At 42.7% G+C, this 20,911-nt stretch carries 22 protein-coding genes; 21 read left to right on the plus strand and 1 reads right to left on the minus strand.

Annotation, left to right across the window (positions count from 1 at the left end; genetic code table 11):
• Positions 1-7 precede the first annotated feature (7 nt).
• The 5 genes from B7717_RS07385 to deoD all read left to right on the plus strand — a co-directional run bounded on the left by B7717_RS07385 (position 8) and on the right by deoD (position 4,515).
• Complete coding sequence (locus B7717_RS07385) at positions 8-1,219, plus strand: phosphopentomutase (RefSeq protein WP_084944469.1); 1,212 nt, start codon at positions 8-10, stop codon at positions 1,217-1,219.
• Position 1,220: 1 nt separating this feature from the next.
• Positions 1,221-1,781, plus strand: coding sequence for a DUF1697 domain-containing protein (locus B7717_RS07390; RefSeq protein ID WP_000199118.1), 561 nt, complete (start codon positions 1,221-1,223; stop codon positions 1,779-1,781).
• The gene (locus tag B7717_RS07395; protein ID WP_000143358.1) at positions 1,778-2,587 is read left to right on the plus strand and encodes a purine-nucleoside phosphorylase; all 810 of its coding nucleotides are present in this window, start codon (positions 1,778-1,780) and stop codon (positions 2,585-2,587) included. Before B7717_RS07390 ends, B7717_RS07395 begins: the two co-directional genes overlap by 4 nt.
• 4 nt (positions 2,588-2,591) lie before the next feature.
• Positions 2,592-3,302 (plus strand): type 1 glutamine amidotransferase, encoded by a 711-nt coding sequence (locus tag B7717_RS07400; RefSeq protein WP_084944470.1) that lies wholly within the window; start codon positions 2,592-2,594, stop codon positions 3,300-3,302.
• Between the two features lie 502 nt (positions 3,303-3,804).
• Positions 3,805-4,515, plus strand: coding sequence for a purine-nucleoside phosphorylase (gene deoD, locus B7717_RS07410; protein WP_000022091.1), 711 nt, complete (start codon positions 3,805-3,807; stop codon positions 4,513-4,515).
• Between the two features lie 32 nt (positions 4,516-4,547).
• On the opposite strand, the gene pavA is transcribed toward deoD, so the two are convergent.
• Entirely contained in the window at positions 4,548-6,203 is a 1,656-nt protein-coding gene (gene pavA, locus B7717_RS07415; protein ID WP_084880629.1) for an Rqc2 family fibronectin-binding protein PavA, read from the minus strand.
• Between the two features lie 104 nt (positions 6,204-6,307).
• Between pavA and ybeY the strand changes: the two genes are divergently transcribed.
• The 16 genes from ybeY to prsA all read left to right on the plus strand — a co-directional run bounded on the left by ybeY (position 6,308) and on the right by prsA (position 20,838).
• Positions 6,308-6,805 carry an rRNA maturation RNase YbeY gene (ybeY, locus tag B7717_RS07420; RefSeq protein ID WP_061416684.1) on the plus strand — a complete coding sequence of 166 codons (498 nt, stop codon included), beginning with the start codon at positions 6,308-6,310 and terminating at the stop codon, positions 6,803-6,805.
• Positions 6,786-7,181 (plus strand): diacylglycerol kinase family protein, encoded by a 396-nt coding sequence (locus B7717_RS07425; RefSeq protein WP_049520789.1) that lies wholly within the window; start codon positions 6,786-6,788, stop codon positions 7,179-7,181. The genes ybeY and B7717_RS07425 overlap by 20 nt, the downstream gene beginning before the upstream one ends.
• A gap of 16 nt (positions 7,182-7,197) precedes the next feature.
• Positions 7,198-8,097 carry a GTPase Era gene (gene era / locus B7717_RS07430; protein WP_000143275.1) on the plus strand — a complete coding sequence of 300 codons (900 nt, stop codon included), beginning with the start codon at positions 7,198-7,200 and terminating at the stop codon, positions 8,095-8,097.
• A gap of 48 nt (positions 8,098-8,145) precedes the next feature.
• Positions 8,146-8,970, plus strand: a complete 825-nt coding sequence (mutM, locus tag B7717_RS07435) for a DNA-formamidopyrimidine glycosylase (protein WP_084944471.1) — start codon at positions 8,146-8,148, stop codon at positions 8,968-8,970.
• The gene (gene coaE, locus B7717_RS07440; RefSeq protein WP_084944472.1) at positions 8,970-9,575 is read left to right on the plus strand and encodes a dephospho-CoA kinase; all 606 of its coding nucleotides are present in this window, start codon (positions 8,970-8,972) and stop codon (positions 9,573-9,575) included. The genes mutM and coaE overlap by 1 nt, the downstream gene beginning before the upstream one ends.
• Positions 9,562-10,770 (plus strand): multidrug efflux MFS transporter, encoded by a 1,209-nt coding sequence (locus tag B7717_RS07445; RefSeq protein WP_084944473.1) that lies wholly within the window; start codon positions 9,562-9,564, stop codon positions 10,768-10,770. Before coaE ends, B7717_RS07445 begins: the two co-directional genes overlap by 14 nt.
• Entirely contained in the window at positions 10,761-10,910 is a 150-nt protein-coding gene (gene rpmG / locus B7717_RS07450) for a 50S ribosomal protein L33 (protein WP_007519517.1), read from the plus strand. Before B7717_RS07445 ends, rpmG begins: the two co-directional genes overlap by 10 nt.
• Before the next feature lie 39 nt (positions 10,911-10,949).
• A complete protein-coding gene (secG, locus tag B7717_RS07455; protein WP_000282517.1) occupies positions 10,950-11,183 on the plus strand; it encodes a preprotein translocase subunit SecG in 234 nt (77 codons plus the stop codon).
• 94 nt (positions 11,184-11,277) lie between these two features.
• On the plus strand, positions 11,278-13,632 hold the full coding sequence (gene rnr / locus B7717_RS07460; RefSeq protein ID WP_084944474.1) for a ribonuclease R: 2,355 nt from the start codon (positions 11,278-11,280) through the stop codon (positions 13,630-13,632).
• On the plus strand, positions 13,595-14,062 hold the full coding sequence (gene smpB / locus B7717_RS07465; RefSeq protein ID WP_001051742.1) for an SsrA-binding protein SmpB: 468 nt from the start codon (positions 13,595-13,597) through the stop codon (positions 14,060-14,062). Before rnr ends, smpB begins: the two co-directional genes overlap by 38 nt.
• A 14-nt stretch (positions 14,063-14,076) precedes the next feature.
• A complete protein-coding gene (gene tehB, locus B7717_RS07470; RefSeq protein WP_084944475.1) occupies positions 14,077-14,937 on the plus strand; it encodes an SAM-dependent methyltransferase TehB in 861 nt (286 codons plus the stop codon).
• A gap of 174 nt (positions 14,938-15,111) precedes the next feature.
• Positions 15,112-16,260: a PDDEXK family nuclease gene (locus tag B7717_RS07475; RefSeq protein WP_084944476.1), complete on the plus strand. Its 1,149-nt coding sequence runs from the start codon at positions 15,112-15,114 to the stop codon at positions 16,258-16,260.
• 76 nt (positions 16,261-16,336) lie between these two features.
• Positions 16,337-17,293, plus strand: a complete 957-nt coding sequence (locus B7717_RS07480; protein WP_084944477.1) for a competence protein CoiA — start codon at positions 16,337-16,339, stop codon at positions 17,291-17,293.
• Positions 17,294-17,311: 18 nt separating this feature from the next.
• A complete protein-coding gene (gene pepF, locus B7717_RS07485) occupies positions 17,312-19,114 on the plus strand; it encodes an oligoendopeptidase F (RefSeq protein ID WP_084944478.1) in 1,803 nt (600 codons plus the stop codon).
• 1 nt (position 19,115) lies between these two features.
• Positions 19,116-19,829 carry an O-methyltransferase gene (locus tag B7717_RS07490; RefSeq protein ID WP_084944479.1) on the plus strand — a complete coding sequence of 238 codons (714 nt, stop codon included), beginning with the start codon at positions 19,116-19,118 and terminating at the stop codon, positions 19,827-19,829.
• 67 nt (positions 19,830-19,896) lie between these two features.
• On the plus strand, positions 19,897-20,838 hold the full coding sequence (gene prsA / locus B7717_RS07495; protein WP_084944480.1) for a peptidylprolyl isomerase PrsA: 942 nt from the start codon (positions 19,897-19,899) through the stop codon (positions 20,836-20,838).
• Positions 20,839-20,911: the final 73 nt, after the last annotated feature.

A 20,911-nucleotide genomic window follows, 5' to 3' on the forward strand; every position in this document is an offset into this window, starting at 1 on the left:
ACAGACTATGTCAAAATTTAATCGTATTCACTTGGTGGTACTGGATTCTGTGGGAATCGGTGCTGCACCAGATGCCAATAACTTTGTCAATGCAGGGGTTCCAGATGGAGCTTCTGACACACTAGGACACATTTCCAAAACAGTTGGTTTGAATGTGCCAAACATGGCTAAAATCGGTCTAGGAAATATTTCTCGCGAAACTCCTCTAAAGACTGTACCAGCTGAAAGCAATCCAACAGGATATGCAACAAAATTGGAAGAAGTTTCCCTTGGTAAGGATACAATGACTGGTCACTGGGAAATCATGGGACTCAACATTACCGAGCCTTTCGATACTTTCTGGAACGGATTCCCAGAAGAAATCTTGACAAAGATCGAAGAATTTTCAGGACGCAAGGTCATTCGTGAAGCCAACAAACCTTACTCAGGAACAGCTGTTATCGATGATTTTGGACCACGTCAAATGGAAACTGGGGAGTTGATTATCTATACTTCAGCTGATCCTGTTTTGCAGATTGCTGCCCACGAAGACATTATTCCTTTGGATGAATTGTACCGTATCTGTGAATACGCTCGTTCAATTACACTTGAACGTCCTGCCCTTCTAGGCCGTATCATTGCTCGTCCGTATGTTGGTGAACCAGGTAACTTCACTCGTACGGCAAATCGTCGAGACTTAGCCGTTTCTCCATTTGCACCAACTGTTTTGGATAAATTGAACGAAGCTGGCATCGATACGTACGCTGTTGGTAAAATAAACGATATCTTTAACGGTGCGGGTATTAACCATGACATGGGCCACAACAAGTCAAACAGCCACGGAATTGACACATTATTGAAGACCATGGGACTTGCTGAGTTTGAAGAAGGATTCTCTTTCACAAACTTAGTTGACTTTGATGCCCTTTATGGCCACCGTCGCAATGCTCATGGCTACCGTGATTGCTTGCATGAGTTTGATGAACGCTTGCCTGAAATTATCGCTGCCATGAGAGAGAATGACCTTCTTTTGATTACTGCTGACCATGGAAATGACCCAACCTATGCAGGAACAGACCACACTCGTGAATATATCCCATTGTTGGCTTATAGCCCTGCCTTTAAAGGAAATGGTGTCATTCCGGTTGGACATTTTGCAGATATCTCAGCGACAGTTGCGGATAACTTTGGTGTTGAAACTGCCATGATTGGGGAAAGTTTCTTAGATAAATTGGTGTAAGATGACGCGATATGCTTTACTTGTTCGGGGCATTAATGTAGGTGGGAAAAATAAAGTTGTCATGGCGCAACTTCGTGAAGAACTGACAGAGTTGGGACTGGAAAAGGTTGAGACCTACATCAACAGTGGCAATATTTTCTTTACTTCGACAGACCCCAAAGCCCGATTGGTTGAAAAGTTAGAGGCTTTCTTTGAAATCCATTATCCATTTATTCAGAGCTTTTCCTTGCTGAGTCTTGAGGACTTTGAAGAGGAACTTGAAAATCTGCCTGAATGGTGGACCAAAGACCTGGCTCGAAAAGATGTGCTCTTCTACACGGAGGGCTTGGATGTGGCTCAAGTGATCGAGAAAGTGAACAGTTTGGAACTGGAAGATGAAGTCGTTCATTTTGGAAAACTTGGGATTTTCTGGGGGAAACTTTCTGAAGAATCCTACTATGCAACTGCCTATCATAAGTACTTGCTCAAGATGCCTTTTTATCGCAACATCACCATTCGCAATGCCAAAACCTTTGACAAAATCGGTCAAATGCTAAAAAATAATAAAGGAGAGACACAATGACATTTTTAGATAAGATCAAGGAAACAGCTGCTTTCCTGAAAGAAAAGGGTATCCTAGCGCCTGAATTCGGTTTAATCCTTGGATCAGGACTTGGAGAATTGGCAGAGGAAATCGAAAATCCTGTTGTAGTAGACTATGCAGATATTCCAAACTGGGGCCGCTCGACAGTAGTCGGTCACGCTGGTAAATTGGTATATGGTGACCTTGCAGGTCGAAAAGTCTTGGCTCTTCAAGGTCGCTTCCATTTCTACGAAGGAAATCCTCTTGAGGTCGTGACTTTCCCAGTACGTGTGATGAAAGTTCTCGGATGTGAAGGTGTCATTGTAACCAATGCAGCTGGCGGTATTGGCTATGGTCCTGGTACCTTGATGGCTATCTCAGACCATATCAATATGACGGGGCAGAACCCATTGATGGGTGAAAACTTGGATGATTTTGGTCCACGTTTCCCTGATATGTCAAAAGCCTACACACCAGAATACCGTGCAACTGCCCATGAAGTGGCTAAAAAACTCGGTATCAAGCTTGATGAAGGTGTCTATATCGGTGTAACCGGTCCGACTTATGAAACACCTGCAGAAATTCGTGCCTATAAGACATTGGGAGCAGATGCAGTTGGTATGTCCACTGTTCCTGAAGTGATTGTGGCAGCCCACTCAGGCTTGAAAGTTTTAGGAATTTCATGTATTACGAACCATGCTGCTGGTTTCCAAGAAGAACTCAACCACGAAGAAGTTGTAGAAGTAACAGAGCGTGTCAAAGGTGACTTCAAAGGCTTGCTTAAAGCGATTCTTGCTGAATTGTAATGTCATGAGAGTTCACTTTATTTTACATGAGACCTTTGAAGTTCCAGGTGCTTATCTAAAATGGGCTCTGGAACGAGGTCATCACATTACATCAACAAAGGTTTATGAAAAAGAACCTCTTCCTGAAACAATTGACGGGATTGATTTTCTGATTGTCATGGGTGGTCCTCAATCACCTGATGAGGATAGAGAAAACTTCCCATACTATGATCCAAAGGCTGAGCTTGCTTTTATGAAAGAAGCGATTGCTGCAGATATTTATATTGTTGGTGTCTGTCTTGGTGCGCAACTCCTATCTGTTGCCTATGGTGCGAAGTATGAACATAGTCCAGAACGCGAGATCGGAGTTTATCCTGTGACATTGACGATGCAAGGTCTAACAGATCCTCACGTCAGCTTGTTCGGAAAAAACTTAGAAACCGGCCACTGGCACGGTGATATGCCAGGGCTGACAGAGGATGCTGTTGTTCTTGCGACCAGTCAAGGTTGTCCACGCCAAATTATTCGCTTCAGTCCGAAACATTATGCCTTTCAGGCTCATTTGGAATTTGATCCCGAAGCAGTAGAACTCTTAATTACTGCGGATGGTGAGGAGCAATTAAGAGAGCAAAGTGAAAAGTTCACTTTCGTTCAAACACCAGAAGAATTACGTGAAAATCATTACTCCGAAATGAATGCAAAACTGTATGCATTTTTAGATTCATTGGTAAACTAGGAACTACAGAAATCCAGAGTATCTGAGTTATAGTCAAACTCGGGCTAACTGTTCTGCAAAATATTTAAATTTAAAATCAAGAAAGAAAGGAATTGAACCCACCCTAAAAGCAGTGGGAAAAAGATAGTTGGTCTAGCGAGCATCGCTCACTGCACCCAACTCCTATTTTCCCTTCGCTTTTTGACGGGTTTGGTATCTTTTTGACTATCACATTTAGAATAAAGAAAGGTAGAGCGAAGTGTTCTAATTTGAACACGAGCGGAAAACTTGGAAAATAGATAATCTGACTGAGAAATCAGGATTTCTCGTCAGATTCCTAATTTTCAGTCGTTTTCTTCTCGCTCTCTAATCATCATAAAATAAAGAAAGGATGGGTAAACCGTATTTGCTGAACTGAATACGGGCGGAGAACTGTGTAAAAAAGATAAACTGTCTAGCATCTGCGGTGCTTCGTCAGTTTCCTATTTTTACTTTGTTCTCTGTCGCCCTTTATATCTTAACTATGTCTATCCATATTGCTGCTCAGCAGGGTGAAATTGCTGATAAAATTCTTCTTCCTGGGGATCCTCTTCGTGCGAAATTTATTGCGGAGAATTTCCTTGAAGATGCTGTTTGTTTTAACGAAGTGCGTAACATGTTTGGTTACACTGGTACTTACAAGGGCCACCGTGTATCTGTCATGGGAACTGGGATGGGGATGCCATCCATTTCGATTTACGCGCGTGAGTTGATTGTGGACTACGGTGTGAAAAAATTAATCCGAGTGGGAACTGCTGGTTCTTTGAATGAAGATGTCCACGTCCGTGAATTGGTTTTGGCGCAAGCAGCTGCAACCAACTCAAACATCATCCGCAACGACTGGCCACAGTATGATTTTCCACAAATCGCTAGTTTTGATTTGTTAGACAAGGCCTACCATATCGCTAAAGAACTCGGTATGACAACCCACGTTGGGAACGTCTTGTCATCTGATGTCTTTTACTCAAACTACTTTGAAAAGAACATCGAACTTGGTAAATGGGGAGTCAAGGCTGTGGAAATGGAAGCAGCAGCTCTTTACTATCTTGCTGCCCAACACCACGTTGATGCACTTGCTATCATGACTATTTCTGATAGCTTGGTCAATCCAGATGAAGACACTACGGCAGAAGAACGCCAAAATACCTTCACCGATATGATGAAGGTTGGTTTGGAAACCTTGATTGCAGAGTAAAATGTAAACGAAAATCCTGATTTCACTTGGAATCAGGATTTTTTCATAGATGCGATTTTTTCGGGGTCTGGTGTAACGCGGAGGGTCTTTTGTCCTGTGTAGGTTACAAAGCCAGGTTTGCCACCAGTTGGTTTATTGAGTTTTTTCACTTCAATCATATCTACCTGAACTAGATTTGACAAGCGCCCTTTGGAGAAGTAGGCAGCTAGCTCCGCAGCGTCCGTCTTAACTTCGTCAGAAGGATTGAGATTTCCTGAGATGACGACATGGCTTCCAGGGATGTCCTTGGCATGGAACCAAAGTTCCTCCTTGCGAGCCATTTTAAAGGTTAGCTCTTCATTTTGCAAGTTGTTACGACCGACATAAATGATGGTTTTGCCATCGCTCGCTAGATACTGTTCTGGTTTTTTGCGTTTCTGGATTTTTTCACGTTGGCGTCTTCTAATAAAGCCTGTTTGGATCAATTCTTCACGGATTTCAGCGATTTCCTCCAGCCCAGCTTGGTTGAGAACAGTCTCAACACTTTCTAGATAGAGAATGGTTGCCTTGGTTTCTTCAATCAGTTCAGTCAGGTATTTGACAGCTTCTTTGAGTTTCTGGTAACGTTTAAAGTAGCGTTGGGCATTCTGACTGGGAGTCAAGGCCTTATCAAGCGCAATGGTGATAGGCTGATTGGTGTAGTAGTTTTCCAAGGTAACCTGATCTTGGTCATTAGGCACTTGGTGGAGGAAGGTTGTCAACAATTCCCCTTTTTGGCGAAATTCCTCAGCATTGTCTGTCGCTAGTAACTCTTTTTCTTGTTTTTTAAGCTTATGTCGATTTTTCTGAAGTTCATTTTCAACGCGACGAATCAGTTCACTGGCTTGCTGTTTGACACGGTCCCGTTCAGCCTTGTCCTTATAGTAGGTGTCCAGCAAGTCAGAAAGACTGGAAAAAGGCTCTCCTACACTATTTTCGAAGGGAATTGGACTGAAGGAAGTCTCCGTTAGGAAAGGCTTGGTTTCTTGCCCGAAGAAGTTTCGGAAAGTAGACAGTTTATCACTGACAAGAATGTTTTCCAATTCATTTGCCGTATCACGTCCCAGACCTTGAAAGAGACTTTGAAGATTTTTTGCCTTCAGTTCTTGGGTCTGCAGGATTTCAAAGAGCTTTTCATCCTTAACAGTAAAAGGATTGAGCGAATCCGTACTTGGTGGAGCGATATAGGTCGATCCTGGTAGCAAGGTGCGGTAGCTGTTTTGTGAAAAGCCAACGTGTTTGATGACTTCGAGGATTTTATGGCTGCTTTTATCGACTAGGAGAATATTGCTGTGTTTGCCCATGATTTCGATAATCAGGGTAGCCTGGATATGGTCCCCAATCTCGTTTTTATTGGAAACTGTAATTTCCACGATACGGTCGTTTTCGATTTGCTCAATTGACTCAATCAGAGCACCCTGCAAATACTTTCTCAAAACCATGATAAAGGTAGAAGGTTGAGCTGGATTTTCAAAAGTCGTTTGGGTCAACTGGACACGACCAAAAACGGGATGAGCAGAAAGGAGCAGGCGATGGCTTTGGCGATTGCTGCGGATTTGCAAGACCAACTCTTGTTCAAAAGGTTGATTGATTTTCTGGATGCGACCATTGACTAACTCTCTTCGCAATTCCTCAATCATGTGGTGTAAAAAAAATCCGTCAAATGACATCGTTCTCTCCTTGTGATTGTATTCTATAGTATTATATCAAAAAGGTAGAATAAAATCATGGAAATATGGTATAATAAAGCCAAGTAAAGAGAATCGAGAAGTACATGTATATTGAAATGGTAGATGAAACTGGTCAAGTTTCACAAGAAATTCTGCGACAAACCCAAGAAATTTTGGAATTTGCAGCCCAAAAAATAGGAAAAGAAGACAAGGAGATGGCAGTGACCTTTGTGACTAATGAGCGTAGCCATGAACTCAACCTCGAGTACCGTGATACAGATCGTCCTACGGATGTCATCAGCCTTGAGTATAAGCCAGAGTTGGATATTGCCTTTGACGAAGAGGATTTGCTTGAAAATCCTGAATTGGCGGAGATGATGTCTGAGTTTGATGCCTACATTGGGGAATTGTTCATCTCTATCGATAAGGCTCATGAGCAGGCCGAGGAATATGGCCACAGCTTTGAGCGTGAGATGGGCTTCTTGGCAGTACACGGCTTTTTACATATCAACGGCTATGATCACTACACTCCGGAAGAAGAAGCGGAGATGTTCGGTTTACAAGAAGAAATTTTGACAGCCTATGGACTCACAAGACAATAAACGAAAATGGAAAAATCGTGACCTGATATCCAGTCTAGAATTTGCCATTACAGGAATTTTTACTGCTATCAAGGAAGAACGCAATATGCGAAAGCATGCAGTGACGGCTCTCGTGGTCATCCTTGCAGGGTTTGTTTTTCAGGTGTCACGAATCGAATGGCTCTTTCTCCTATTGAGCATTTTCTTGGTAGTAGCCTTTGAAATTATCAACTCTGCTATTGAAAATGTGGTGGATTTGGCCAGTCACTATCACTTTTCCATGCTGGCTAAAAATGCCAAGGATATGGCGGCTGGCGCGGTATTAGTGGTCTCTCTTTTCGCAGCCTTAACAGGTGCACTTATCTTTATCCCACGCATTTGGGATATACTATTTTAAACTATAAGAGGAAATTATGACATTTAAATCAGGCTTTGTAGCCATTTTAGGGCGTCCCAATGTTGGGAAGTCAACCTTTTTAAATCACGTCATGGGGCAAAAGATTGCCATTATGAGTGACAAGGCGCAGACAACGCGCAATAAAATCATGGGGATTTACACCACAGATAAGGAGCAAATCGTCTTTATCGACACACCAGGAATTCACAAGCCCAAAACAGCTCTTGGGGATTTCATGGTTGAATCTGCCTACAGTACTCTGCGTGAAGTGGATACTGTTCTCTTCATGGTGCCAGCTGATGAGCCACGTGGTAAGGGAGACGATATGATTATCGAGCGTCTGAAAGCTGCCAAGGTTCCTGTGATTCTGGTGGTGAATAAGATTGACAAGGTCCACCCAGACCAGCTTTTAGCTCAGATTGATGACTTCCGTAACCAGATGGACTTCAAGGAAATTGTTCCTATCTCAGCCCTTCAGGGAAATAACGTTTCTCGACTAATCGATATTTTGAGTGAAAATCTAGAGGAAGGTTTCCAGTATTTCCCATCTGATCAAATCACAGACCATCCTGAGCGTTTCTTGGTTTCAGAAATGATTCGTGAGAAAGTCTTGCACCTAACTCGAGAAGAGATTCCTCACTCAGTTGCAGTGGTAGTTGACTCCATGAAGCGTGATGAAGAGACAGACAAGGTTCATATCCGTGCAACCATCATGGTGGAGCGTGATAGTCAAAAAGGTATCATCATCGGTAAAGGTGGCGCCATGCTTAAGAAAATTGGGACCATGGCCCGTCGTGATATCGAACTCATGCTAGGGGATAAGGTTTTCCTAGAAACTTGGGTCAAGGTCAAGAAAAACTGGCGTGATAAAAAGCTAGATTTGGCTGACTTTGGCTATAATGAAAAAGAATACTAAGTAGAGGTGGGCTCATGCCTGCTTCTTGTTTTTACAGAAGGAGGAACTATGCCTGAATTACCTGAGGTTGAAACGGTTCGTCGTGGCTTAGAAAAATTGATCTTGGGAAAGAAGATTTCTAATATAGAGATTGCTTATTCCAAGATGATTAAGACGGATTTGGACGAGTTTCAAAAGGAAGTACCTGGTCAGATTGTTGAGTCAATGGGACGTCGTGGCAAATACTTGCTTTTTTACTTGACAGACAAGGTCTTGATTTCCCATTTGCGCATGGAGGGCAAATATTTTTACTATCCGGACCAGGTTCCTGAACGCAAGCATGCCCATGTTTTCTTCCAGTTTGAGGATGGTGGGACGCTTGTTTATGAGGATGTACGCAAGTTTGGTACTATGGAACTATTGGCACCCGACCTTTTGGATGCCTACTTTGTATCTAAAAAACTAGGGCCTGAACCAAGCGAAGAAGACTTTGATTTACAGGTCTTTCAAGCTGCCCTAGCTAAGTCCAAAAAGCCTATCAAATCCCACCTTTTAGACCAGACCTTGGTAGCTGGCCTTGGCAATATCTATGTGGATGAGGTCCTCTGGCGAGCTCAGATTCATCCAGCAAGACCTTCCCAAACTTTGACGGCAGAAGAAGCGTCAGCTATTCATGACCAGACCATTGCTGTTTTGGGACAGGCAGTCGAAAAGGGCGGTTCCACCATTAGAACCTATACCAATGCCTTTGGGGAAGACGGAACCATGCAGGATTTTCATCAGGTCTATGATAAGACTGGTCAGGCATGTTCACGCTGCGGCACCATCATTGAGAAATTCCAGCTCGGTGGACGAGGAACTCATTTTTGTCCTCAGTGTCAAAGGAGGGACTGATGGGAAAAATCATCGGAATCACAGGAGGAATTGCCTCTGGTAAGTCAACTGTAACAAATTTCCTAAGAGAAAAAGGCTTCCAAGTGGTCGATGCTGACGCAGTCGTCCACCAGCTACAAAAACCTGGTGGTCGTCTTTATCAGCTCTTGGTTCAACACTTTGGGCAGGAAATTATCTTAGAAAATGGAGAACTCAATCGCCCTCTCCTAGCTAGTCTCATCTTCTCAAATCCTGAGGAGCGGGAATGGTCTAAGCAAACCCAAGGGGAAATTATTCGTGAGGAATTGGCTGCACTGAGAGACCAGTTAGCTCAGACAGAAACGGTTTTTTTCATGGATATTCCCCTGCTTTTTGAACAGGACTACAGTGCTTGGTTTGATGAAACGTGGCTGGTCTATGTGGACCGTGATGTTCAGGTGGAACGTTTCATGAAACGGGATCATCTTTCTAAGGAAGTAGCAGAGTCCCGTTTGGCCGCCCAATGGTCTTTAGAAGAAAAGAAAAAATTGGCGAGCCATATATTAGACAATAATGGCAGTCGTGATCAGCTTGTGGCTCAAGTAGTGAAGTTACTTGAAGGAGGCGATAGCTGTGCAAGAGATTAGTTGGAAAGAGAATCTTCGTGTCGCCTGGTTCGGTAGTTTTCTAACGGGCGCCAGCATTTCCTTGGTCGTTCCTTTCATGCCTATCTTTGTGGAGCAGTTGGGAATTGAAGGAGACCAAGTTGCTTTCTATGCTGGATTAGCCATCTCAGTTTCGGCTGTTTCAGCAGCTCTAGTTTCTCCCATCTGGGGTATTCTTGCTGACAAGTACGGCCGAAAACCCATGATGATTCGAGCAGGTCTTGCTATGACCATTACCATGGGAGGTTTGGCCTTCGTGCCAAATATCTATTGGCTACTCTTTCTGCGCTTGCTCAATGGTGTATTTACTGGTTTTGTCCCCAATGCGACAGCCTTGATTGCTAGTCAGGTACCGAAAGATAAGTCTGGAGCGGCTCTGGGGACTCTATCTACAGGTGTTGTTGCAGGAACACTGACGGGTCCCTTTGTTGGAGGCTTTATTGCTGAAATTTTTGGTATTCGTAATGTCTTTTTATTGGTAGGTTCTTTCTTATTTTTAGCTGCAATCCTAACCATTTTCTTTATCAAGGAAGATTTTCAGCCAGTGGCTAAGGAGAAGGCTATCCCAACGAAAGAAGTATTTTCTTCTTTCAAGTATCCTAGACTCTTAGTAAACCTATTTTTGACGAGCTTCGTCATTCAATTTTCAGCTCAATCAATTGGCCCCATTCTAGCTCTCTATGTGCGGGACTTAGGGCAGACTGAGAATCTCCTCTTTGTATCAGGATTGATCGTATCCAGCATGGGATTTTCTAGTATGATGAGTGCTGGAATTCTAGGAAAACTTGGCGATAAGGTAGGGAATCATAGATTGTTGGTTGCGGCGCAGATTTATTCCGTCATCATTTACCTACTTTGTGCCCATGCAACCAGCCCCCTTCAACTTGGCTTGTATCGTTTTCTCTTTGGTCTGGGAACGGGAGCTCTCATACCGGGAGTCAATGCCCTTCTCAGCAAAATGACTCCGAAATCAGGTATTTCAAGGATTTTCGCCTTCAACCAAGTCTTTTTTTATCTCGGTGGAGTGATTGGACCTATGGCGGGATCCGCAGTTGCAGGATATTTGGGCTACCATGCTGTCTTTTATGCGACAGCAGCCTGTGTAGCTTTCAGTTGTTTATGTAACTTAGTTCAATTTAGATCATTATTAAAAGTAAAGGAAATCTCGTGCGAGTAAAAATTAATCTCAAATGCTCCTCTTGTGGTAGCATGAATTATCTAACTAGTAAGAACTCAAAAACCCATCCAGACAAGATTGAAGTTCTAAAATATTGTCCAAAGGAAAGAAAAGTAACTTTACATCTTGAATCTAAGTAGAATTTATGGTAAAATAATAGGGATTTTAAGGAGTTTGATATGTATAACCTATTATTAACCATTTTATTAGTATTATCTGTTGTGATTGTGATTGCGATTTTCATGCAACCAACCAAGAACCAATCCAGCAATGTATTTGATGCCAGCTCAGGTGATTTGTTTGAACGTAGTAAAGCTCGTGGTTTTGAAGCTGTGATGCAACGTTTGACAGGTATTTTAGTCTTTTTCTGGCTAGCCATTGCCTTAGCATTGACGGTATTATCAAGTAGATAAGAAATGGGCGAGACTAGGTCTTAGCCTATTTTTATTTTTAACGACACTTACAAAGTTATCACTCAAAAAAATTTTAAAAATCTAGAAAGAAAACATGAAAGATAAAATTAAAGAATATTTGCAAGAGAAGGGGCGAGTGACGGTAAATGACCTAGCTCAGGCTCTCGGAAAGGATGGATCCAAGGATTTCCGTGAGTTGATTAAAACCCTGTCTCTGATGGAAAGAAAGCACCAGATTCGATTTGGAGAAGATGGAAGCCTTACCTTGGACCAGAAGAAGAAACATGAAATCACTCTAAAAGGGGTTTTTCATGCCCATAAAAATGGCTTTGGTTTTGTCAGTCTGGAAGGCGAAGAGGACGACCTTTTTGTAGGAAAAAACGATGTCAACTATGCCATTGATGGTGATACCGTTGAAGTGGTCATCAAGAAAGTTGCTGACCGCAACAAGGGAACAGCTGCCGAAGCTAAAATTATTGATATCTTAGAACACAGTCTGACGACAGTTGTAGGCCAAATCGTTCTGGATCAGGAAAAGCCCAAGTATGCGGGCTACATCCGTTCAAAAAATCAGAAAATCAGCCAACCCATCTATGTGAAGAAACCGGCTATCAAGTTGGAAGGTACTGAAGTTCTCAAGGTCTTTATCGACAAATACCCAAGTAAGAAACATGATTTCTTTGTTGCTAGTGTCCTTGATGTGGTGGGGCACTCGACTGATGCTGGGATTGACGTTCTTGAAGTCTTGGAATCCATGGATATTGTTTCAGAATTTCCAGAAGCTGTTCTCAAGGAGGCAGAAAGTGTACCAGATGCTCCGTCTCAAAAGGATATGGAAGGTCGTCTTGATTTAAGAGATGAGCTTACCTTTACCATTGACGGCGCGGATGCCAAGGACTTGGACGACGCAGTTCACATTAAGCCTTTGAAAAATGGCAATATCGAACTCGGTGTTCACATCGCGGATGTTTCCTACTATGTGACAGAGGGTTCTGCACTTGATAAGGAAGCCCTTAACCGCGCGACTTCTGTCTATGTAACAGACCGAGTGGTACCAATGCTTCCAGAGCGTTTGTCAAATGGTATCTGCTCCCTCAATCCTCAAGTCGATCGCTTGACCCAGTCTGCCATTATGGAAATTGATAAACACGGTCGTGTGGTTAATTACACGATTACCCAAACTGTTATCAAGACGAGTTTCCGTATGACCTATAGCGCTGTCAATGATATCTTAGCTGGCGACGAGGAAAAAAGACAAGAGTATCAGAAAATTGTTCCTAGTATCGAGTTAATGGCCAAGCTTCATGAAAGGCTAGAAAGCATGCGTGAGAAACGTGGTGCCCTTAATTTTGATACCAGTGAAGCTAAGATTCTGGTGGATAAAAAAGGTAAGCCTGTTGATATCGTTCTTCGTCAGCGTGGTGTTGCTGAGCGGATGATCGAGTCCTTCATGTTGATTGCTAATGAAACGGTTGCCGAGCACTTTAGCAAGTTGGATCTACCTTTCATCTATCGAATTCACGAGGAGCCCAAGGCTGAAAAAGTTCAGAAGTTTATTGATTACGCTTCGAGCTTTGGCTTGCGAATTTATGGAACTGCCAGTGAGATTAGCCAGGAGGCGCTTCAAGACATCATGCGTGCGGTTGAGGGAGAGCCCTATGCGGATGTATTATCCATGATGCTTCTCCGTTCTATGCAACAGGCTCGCTATTCTGAGCACAATCACGGTCACTATGGACTAGCCGCTAACTATTACACTCACTTCACCAGTCCTATTCGCCGTTATCCAGACCTTCTAGTCCACCGTATGATTCGGGACTATGGTCGTTCTAAGGAAATAGCAGAGCATTTTGAACAAGTGATTCCAGAGATTGCAACCCAGTCTTCCAACCGTGAACGTCGTGCCATCGAGGCTGAGCGTGAAGTCGAAGCCATGAAAAAGGCTGAGTACATGGAAGAATATGTGGGTGAAGAGTACGACGCAGTTGTATCCAGCATCGTCAAATTCGGTCTCTTTGTTGAATTGCCAAATACAGTCGAAGGTTTGATTCACATTACCAATTTGTCTGAATTTTATCATTTCAACGAGCGAGATTTGACTCTCCGTGGAGAGAAATCAGGAACAACCTTCCGTGTGGGACAGCAAATTCGCATTCAAGTTGAAAGAGCCGATAAGATGACGGGAGAGATTGATTTCTCTTATATTCCAAGTGAGTTTGATGTCATCGAAAAAGGCTTGAAACAAGCTGGGCGCAAAGACAGAGGTCATGGTTCAAGTCGTCGTTCAGACAAGAAGGAAGACAAGAGAAAATCAGGACGCTCAAATGATAAGTACAAGCATTCACAAAAAGATAAAAAGAAAAAAGGCAAGAAACCTTTTTACAAAGAAGTAGCTAAGAAAGGAGCCAAGCATGGCAAAGGGCGAGGGAAAGGTCGTCGCACAAAATAAAAAGGCGCACCACGACTATACAATCGTTGATACGCTTGAAGCAGGAATGGTGCTGACAGGAACGGAAATCAAGAGCGTTCGAGCTGCTCGAATCAATCTCAAGGACGGCTTTGCCCAAGTAAAAAATGGGGAAGTCTGGCTGAGCAATGTTCATATCGCCCCTTACGAAGAGGGCAATATCTGGAACCAGGAACCAGAACGTCGTCGTAAACTTTTGCTCCATAAAAAACAAATTCAAAAATTGGAACAAGAGACCAAAGGGACAGGAATGACCCTTGTTCCCCTTAAAGTCTATATTAAAGATGGTTATGCTAAACTCCTTTTAGGACTTGCTAAAGGGAAACATGACTATGACAAACGGGAGTCTATCAAGCGTCGTGAACAAAACCGCGACATCGCGCGTGTGATGAAAGCTGTCAACCAGCGTTAAGAAGAGGAAGTAAAATGGAAAAATTAATTGCCTATAAACGGATGCCCTTGTGGAATAAACAAACCATGCCTGAAGCTGTTCAGCAAAAGCACAATACTAAAGTCGGCACTTGGGGAAAAATTACTGTGTTGAAAGGGGCTCTCAAGTTTATTGAGTTGACTGAAGATGGTGAGGTTCTAGCTGAACACCTCTTTGAGGCAGGGGCTGACAATCCCATGGCGCAACCGCAAGCCTGGCACCGAGTAGAGGCTGCAACAGACGATGTAGAGTGGTACTTGGAATTTTATTGTAAACCTGAGGATTATTTCCCTAAGAAATACCAGACTAATCCAGTCCATTCAGAGGTCCTAGAGGCTATGCAGACGGTGAAACCTGGAAGAGCCTTGGATTTGGGTTGTGGTCAGGGGCGTAACTCTCTCTTTCTCGCACAGAATGGTTTTGATGTGACAGCTGTGGATCAAAATGAATTGTCCCTTGAAATCTTGCAAAGCATTGTGGAACAAGAGGATCTAGACATGCCTGTCGGACTTTATGATATCAATTCTGCCAGTGTTAGCCAAGACTATGATTTTATCGTTTCAACAGTTGTTCTGATGTTCCTACAAGCGAACCGCATTCCAGCTATTATCCAAAATATGCAGGAGCACACCACGGTCGGTGGTTACAATCTTATCGTCTGTGCCATGGATACAGAGGATTATCCTTGCTCAATCAACTTCCCATTCACTTTTAAAGAAGGGGAGTTGGCGGACTACTACAAGGATTGGGAATTGATTAAGTACAATGAAAACCCAGGACATCTGCACCGTCGTGATGAAAATGGTAATCGCATTCAACTACGCTTTGCGACTATGCTAGCTAAAAAAGTCAAGTAAAAACCTATACCAGCGAATAGAAATCACTTTGCAAAGTTTCTATTCGTTTTTGTTTGCGTTGGTTGATTGGGGAGAGCAGGATTTTATGCTATACTAGAAGTAGGAAATCTGAGTAGTAGAACTGTATTGCTGATACTCTCAGCGCAAGAAAGTCTTTATGATGGAGGTGATCAAATGACGAGTCTTTTGGTGGAGCTATATGATCGGCATGTATTGGAAAAGAATGTCTACCAAGCCTTTATCAGTGATTGTGATGAGATTCTTTTTCTATCTTTGACAAAAATAAGCAATGAAGAGAAACTCTCTCTCCGTCAGTTCATCATGGAAGAGGTGCCTCATATTCAACGAGTGACCTTTCGTCAGCTAACCTTAGAACAACTAGCGGATCAGTTAGATTATTGTCTAGCAAGCTATGGCCAGGTTCTTCTTGATGTTTTTGGTGGGGATTCGCTACTAGCCATATCCCTCTATCAATACGGCTTGAATCGCCACCTCCCCATCGTTGCCATGGATGTCGAGCGAGGAAAACAATACAAGTGGGTAGCCGGTCAGTTAGAAAAAGAAGACATGGACATTCCAACCCTAAGCATCCAACAGCTGATAGCTTTACGTGGTGGAAAAATGCTCAAATCAAAACGCCCTATCCACTCAGTTAAGCAAATTGCAGCCATCAAAAAACTAGCCAGCTCTGCCATTGCCAACCCTGCCCACTGGTATCAGGTGACCCAATTTTTTTCTCTAGCTAAGACTAATGACCTGCATGCTGAAACCGAAAAGAAACTGGAAAACAACGGCAAGTATTACCTCTATCCAAAATCCCTTATTCCTTTACTTGTGGAAGCAGGGATGCTTTGTATTGAAAGCGAGGACAAGAAACGAGTAGCCTACAGCTTTCCAAGTCAAGAAGCTCAAGTTTTTTGCCGCAACAAGGGACATATTTTAGAGGTATATCTCTATCTCTTGGCGCTTGAATCTCAGCTGTTTGATGAGTGCATGATAGGTGGTGAGATTGATTGGAATGGCATCTTTCCAGAGGCAGACAATGTTCAAAATGAAATTGATGTTATTCTGAGAAAGGGACGCTCGATTACCTTTATCTCTTGCAAGATGACAGATTTATCAGTTGAAGCCATCAATGAACTAGAAGTCTACGCCAATCATTTTGCTGGGGAGAGTTGCCTCAAGCTAATTGTCTGTACGGGGAAAATCAATCCAGCTTATGCCAATCGCTGCCAGGAATACGGCGTGCTGGTCATTAGAAGTGAGCAGATTCCCAATCTCATTCCCATGCTAAAAAAATATTCTAAGAGACAAAAAAGATAAGAAATAATATCATGAAAGGCTGGGATTCCAGTCTTTTTTATTTCTTTTTCGAATAAATGAGAAAAGGAGGTAGACCATGTTTGTAGCCAGAGATGCCAAGGGGAATTTGGTGAATGCCCTCGAAAAATATGTGACCAAGCAAGCTTATACTTGTCCAAGCTGTGGTGGTGGACTACGATTACGCCAAGGACAGAGTATTCGGACGCATTTTGCCCATGAAAGGTTAAGAGATTGTATGGCTATTTTTGAAAATGAAAGTCCAGAACACTTGGGCAACAAAGAGGCCCTTTATCACTGGGCCAAGAAAGACTGTCAGGTTGCCTTAGAATATAGTCTGCCTGAGATCCAGCAGATTGCGGATGTTCTCGTCAATGGGAAACTAGCTCTGGAGGTTCAGTGCAGTCCCTTGTCTCAAAAGCTTTTAGGCGACAGAAGTCAAGGCTACCGTAGTCAGGGCTACAAAGTTATTTGGCTACTGGGAGAAAAACTCTGGTTAAAGGAGCGATTAACACAACTGCAAAGGGGATTTCTCTATTTTAGTCAAAATATGGGTTTCTATGTTTGGGAACTAGATTTCAAAAAACAAGTTTTGAGACTCAAATATCTTCTGCATCAGGACCTACGTGGCAAGCTTCATTTTCAGGTCAAGGAATTTCCCTATGGAAAAGGAAATCTCTTGGAAATTCTACGATTTCCTTATCAGAAACAAAAACTGCCTCGTTTTGCAGTTGTGCAAGATTCCACTATCTGTCACTACATTCACCAGCAGTTGTATTACCAAACGCCTTACTGGATGAAGAAGCAGGAGGAAGCTTATCATCGAGGAGACAATCTATTAAACCATCAACTGGACGACTGGTATCCCCAAGTCAAGCCGATAGAATCGGGTGATTTTTTGCAGATTGAAACGGATCTGACTAGCTATTATAGAAATTTTCAGGCTTACTATCAAAAAAATCCGAAAAATAATCGCCAAAAGCTCTATCCACCAGCCTTTTATCACTTATATTTCTCAAAAAATGTGGTAAAATAGAAAGGATGGAGGAATCTTATGGTATTACAACGACATGAAATAAATGAAAAAGATACATGGGATCTTTCGACAATCTACCCAACAGACCAGGCTTGGGAAGAAGCCTTGAAAGATTTAACTGAAAAAGTACAAACAGCATCTCAGTATGAGGGACATCTCTTGGATAGCGCAGACAGTTTGCTTGAGATTACAGAATTCTCACTCGACTTGGAACGCCAAGTTGAAAAGCTTTATGTCTATGCGCATATGAAAAATGACCAGGACACGCGTGAAGCCAAGTATCAAGAGTACTATGCTAAGGCAATGACCCTATACAGTCAGTTAGAACAAGCCTTTTCATTCTATGAACCTGAGTTTATGGAGATTAGCCAAGAGCAGTATGCGGCCTTCCTAGAAGCTCAACCAAAACTCCAAGTTTACAAGCACTTTTTTGACAAGCTCTTGCAAAAGAAAGACCATGTTCTTTCGCAACGTGAGGAAGAATTGCTTGCTGGAGCAGGAGAAATCTTTGGCGCTGCTAGTGAAACCTTCGCTATTTTGGACAATGCGGATATTAGCTTCCCATACGTGCTTGATGACGAAGGCAAGGAAGTGCAACTCTCACACGGTACTTACATCCGTTTGATGGAGTCTAAAAATCGTGAAGTGCGTCGTGGTGCCTATGAAGCCCTTTATGCGACATATGAGCAATTCCAACACACTTATGCTAAGACCTTGCAGACAAATGTTAAGGTGCAAAACTACCGAGCAAAAGTTCGCAACTATAAGAGTGCTCGCCATGCAGCTCTCGCAGCAAACTTTGTTCCAGAAAGTGTCTATGACAATCTAGTAGCAGCAGTTCGCAAGCATTTGCCACTCTTGCATCGTTACCTTAACCTTCGTTCTAAAATCTTGGGGATTTCCGACCTCAAGATGTACGATGTATACACACCACTCTCGTCAGTAGATTATAGCTTTACCTACGAGGAAGCCTTGAAAAAGGCAGAAGAGGCCTTGGCAGTCTTGGGTGACGACTACTTGAGCCGTGTCAAACGTGCCTTTAGCGAGCGTTGGATTGATGTCTATGAAAACCAAGGCAAGCGTTCTGGTGCCTACTCTGGTGGTTCTTACGATACCAATGCCTTTATGCTTCTCAACTGGCAGGACAATCTAGACAATCTTTTTACCCTTGTCCATGAGACAGGTCACAGTATGCACTCAAGCTATACTCGTGAAACCCAACCTTATGTTTACGGAGATTATTCTATCTTCTTGGCTGAGATTGCCTCAACGACCAACGAAAATATCTTGACAGAGAAATTGTTGGAAGAAGTGGAAGACGATGCAACTCGCTTTGCTATTCTCAATAACTTCCTAGACGGTTTCCGTGGAACAGTCTTCCGTCAAACTCAATTCGCTGAGTTTGAACATGCCATCCACCAAGCAGATCAAAATGGAGAAGTCTTGACAAGTGATTTCCTCAATAAACTCTATGCTGACTTGAACCAAGAGTACTATGGACTCAGCAAGGAAGACAATACTCAAATCCAATACGAGTGGGCACGCATTCCTCACTTCTACTATAACTACTATGTGTATCAGTATTCAACAGGTTTTGCAGCTGCTTCAGCCTTGGCTGAGAAGATTGTCCATGGTAGTCAGGAAGATCGTGACCGCTATATCGACTACCTCAAGGCAGGTAAATCAGACTATCCACTCAATGTCATGAGAAAAGCGGGTGTTGATATGGAGAAGGAAGACTATCTCAACGATGCCTTTGCAGTCTTTGAACGTCGCTTGAACGAGTTTGAAGCCCTTGTTGAAAAATTGGGACTAGCTTAAGATGGTAGAGTCTTATAGTAAAAATGCCAATCACAATATGCGTCGCCCCATCGTCAAGGAAGAAATCGTAGAACTCATGCGCCAGCGTCAAAAGCAGGTGACAGGCTCCCTGAAAGAATTGGAGACCTTCGCTCGTAAGGAAAACATTCCAATTATTCCCCATGAAACGGTCGTGTATTTTCGATTTCTCATGGAGACCATACAGCCCAAGAACATTTTGGAAATTGGGACAGCTATCGGTTTTTCAGCACTTTTGATGGCGGAACATGCGCCAAATGCCAAGATTACAACGATTGACCGTAATCCTGAGATGATTGGTTTTGCCAAGGAAAACTTTGCCCAGTTTGACAGTCGTAAGCAAATCACCTTACTTGAAGGTGATGCTGTTGATGTTTTATCTAGTCTGACAGAAACATATGATTTTGTCTTTATGGATTCGGCCAAGTCCAAGTATATCGTCTTTCTACCTGAAATCCTCAAGCACTTGGAAGTCGGTGGAGTGGTCGTCTTGGATGATATTTTCCAAGGAGGCGATGTTGCAAAGGATATCATGGAAGTCCGCCGGGGTCAACGAACCATTTACCGTGGTTTGCAAAGACTGTTTGACGCAACTTTGAACAATCCAGGTCTAACAGCGTCTCTAGTTCCACTTGGAGACGGCATTCTCATGCTACGAAAGAATGTAGCAGAAGTAGAGCTTCCTGAGAGCGAATAATTTTCAGAAAAATTTAAGAAATTATAGTAAAATAGATAAGGTAACACTTACCGTAAAAGGAGTAAAAATGAAGAAAAAACTTATGGCAGGAGCCATCACACTTTTATCAGTAGCAACACTTGCAGCTTGTTCAAACAGTTCTGAAGGAAAAGATTTGATCAGCATGAAGGGCGATGTGATTACAGAACATCAATTCTTTGAAGAAGTAAAGAACAATCCAACCGCACAACAAGTCTTGCTCAATATGACTATCCAAAAAGTATTCGAACAACAATATGGATCAGAGGTAACGGATAAAGATGTGGATGACGCCGTTGCTGAAGAACAAAAGAAATACGGTGATAGCTATAACAGCGTGCTTCAACGTGCAGGTATGACACCTGAGACTCGTAAAGCTCAAATCCGTACTAGCAAATTGGTTGAATTGGCGGTTAAGAAGGCCGCTGAGAGCGAATTGACAGACGAAGCCTACCAAAAGGCTTTTGAAGCGTACACACCAGATGTAACTGCTCAAATCATCCGTATGGACAATGAAGACAAGGCAAAAGAAGTACTTGAGAAAGCTAAAGCAGAAGGTGCGGATTTTGCTCAGTTGGCAAAAGACAACTCTAACGACGACAAAACAAAAGAAAATGGTGGAGAAATCACTTTTGACTCTGCTTCAACAGAACTTCCAGAACAAGTCAAGAAAGCAGCCTTTGCCTTGGATGTGAACGGGGTTTCTGATGTGATTACAGCTACTGGAACACAAGCCTACAGCAGTCAGTTCTACATCATCAAAGTAACGAAGAAAACAGAAAAATCTTCTAATACAGAGGATTACAAAGAAAAATTGAAGACCATCATCTTGACTCAAAAACAAAATGATTCAGCCTTTGTTCAAGGAGTAATTGGTAAAGAATTGCAAGCAGCAAACATCAAGGTTAAAGACCAAGCCTTCCAAAACATCTTCACCCAATACATCGGTGGTGGTGATTCAAGCTCAAGCACTAGCTCTTCATCTAACTAAGAACTTAAAATACAAATCTCAAGAGAGGTTTGTATTTTTTATGCTTGAAACTAGAAAATGAGTAAAATTCGAA

It is taken from the genome of Streptococcus oralis subsp. oralis, assembly GCF_002096495.1.
GTDB classification, from domain to species: Bacteria; Bacillota; Bacilli; order Lactobacillales; family Streptococcaceae; genus Streptococcus; species Streptococcus oralis_CU.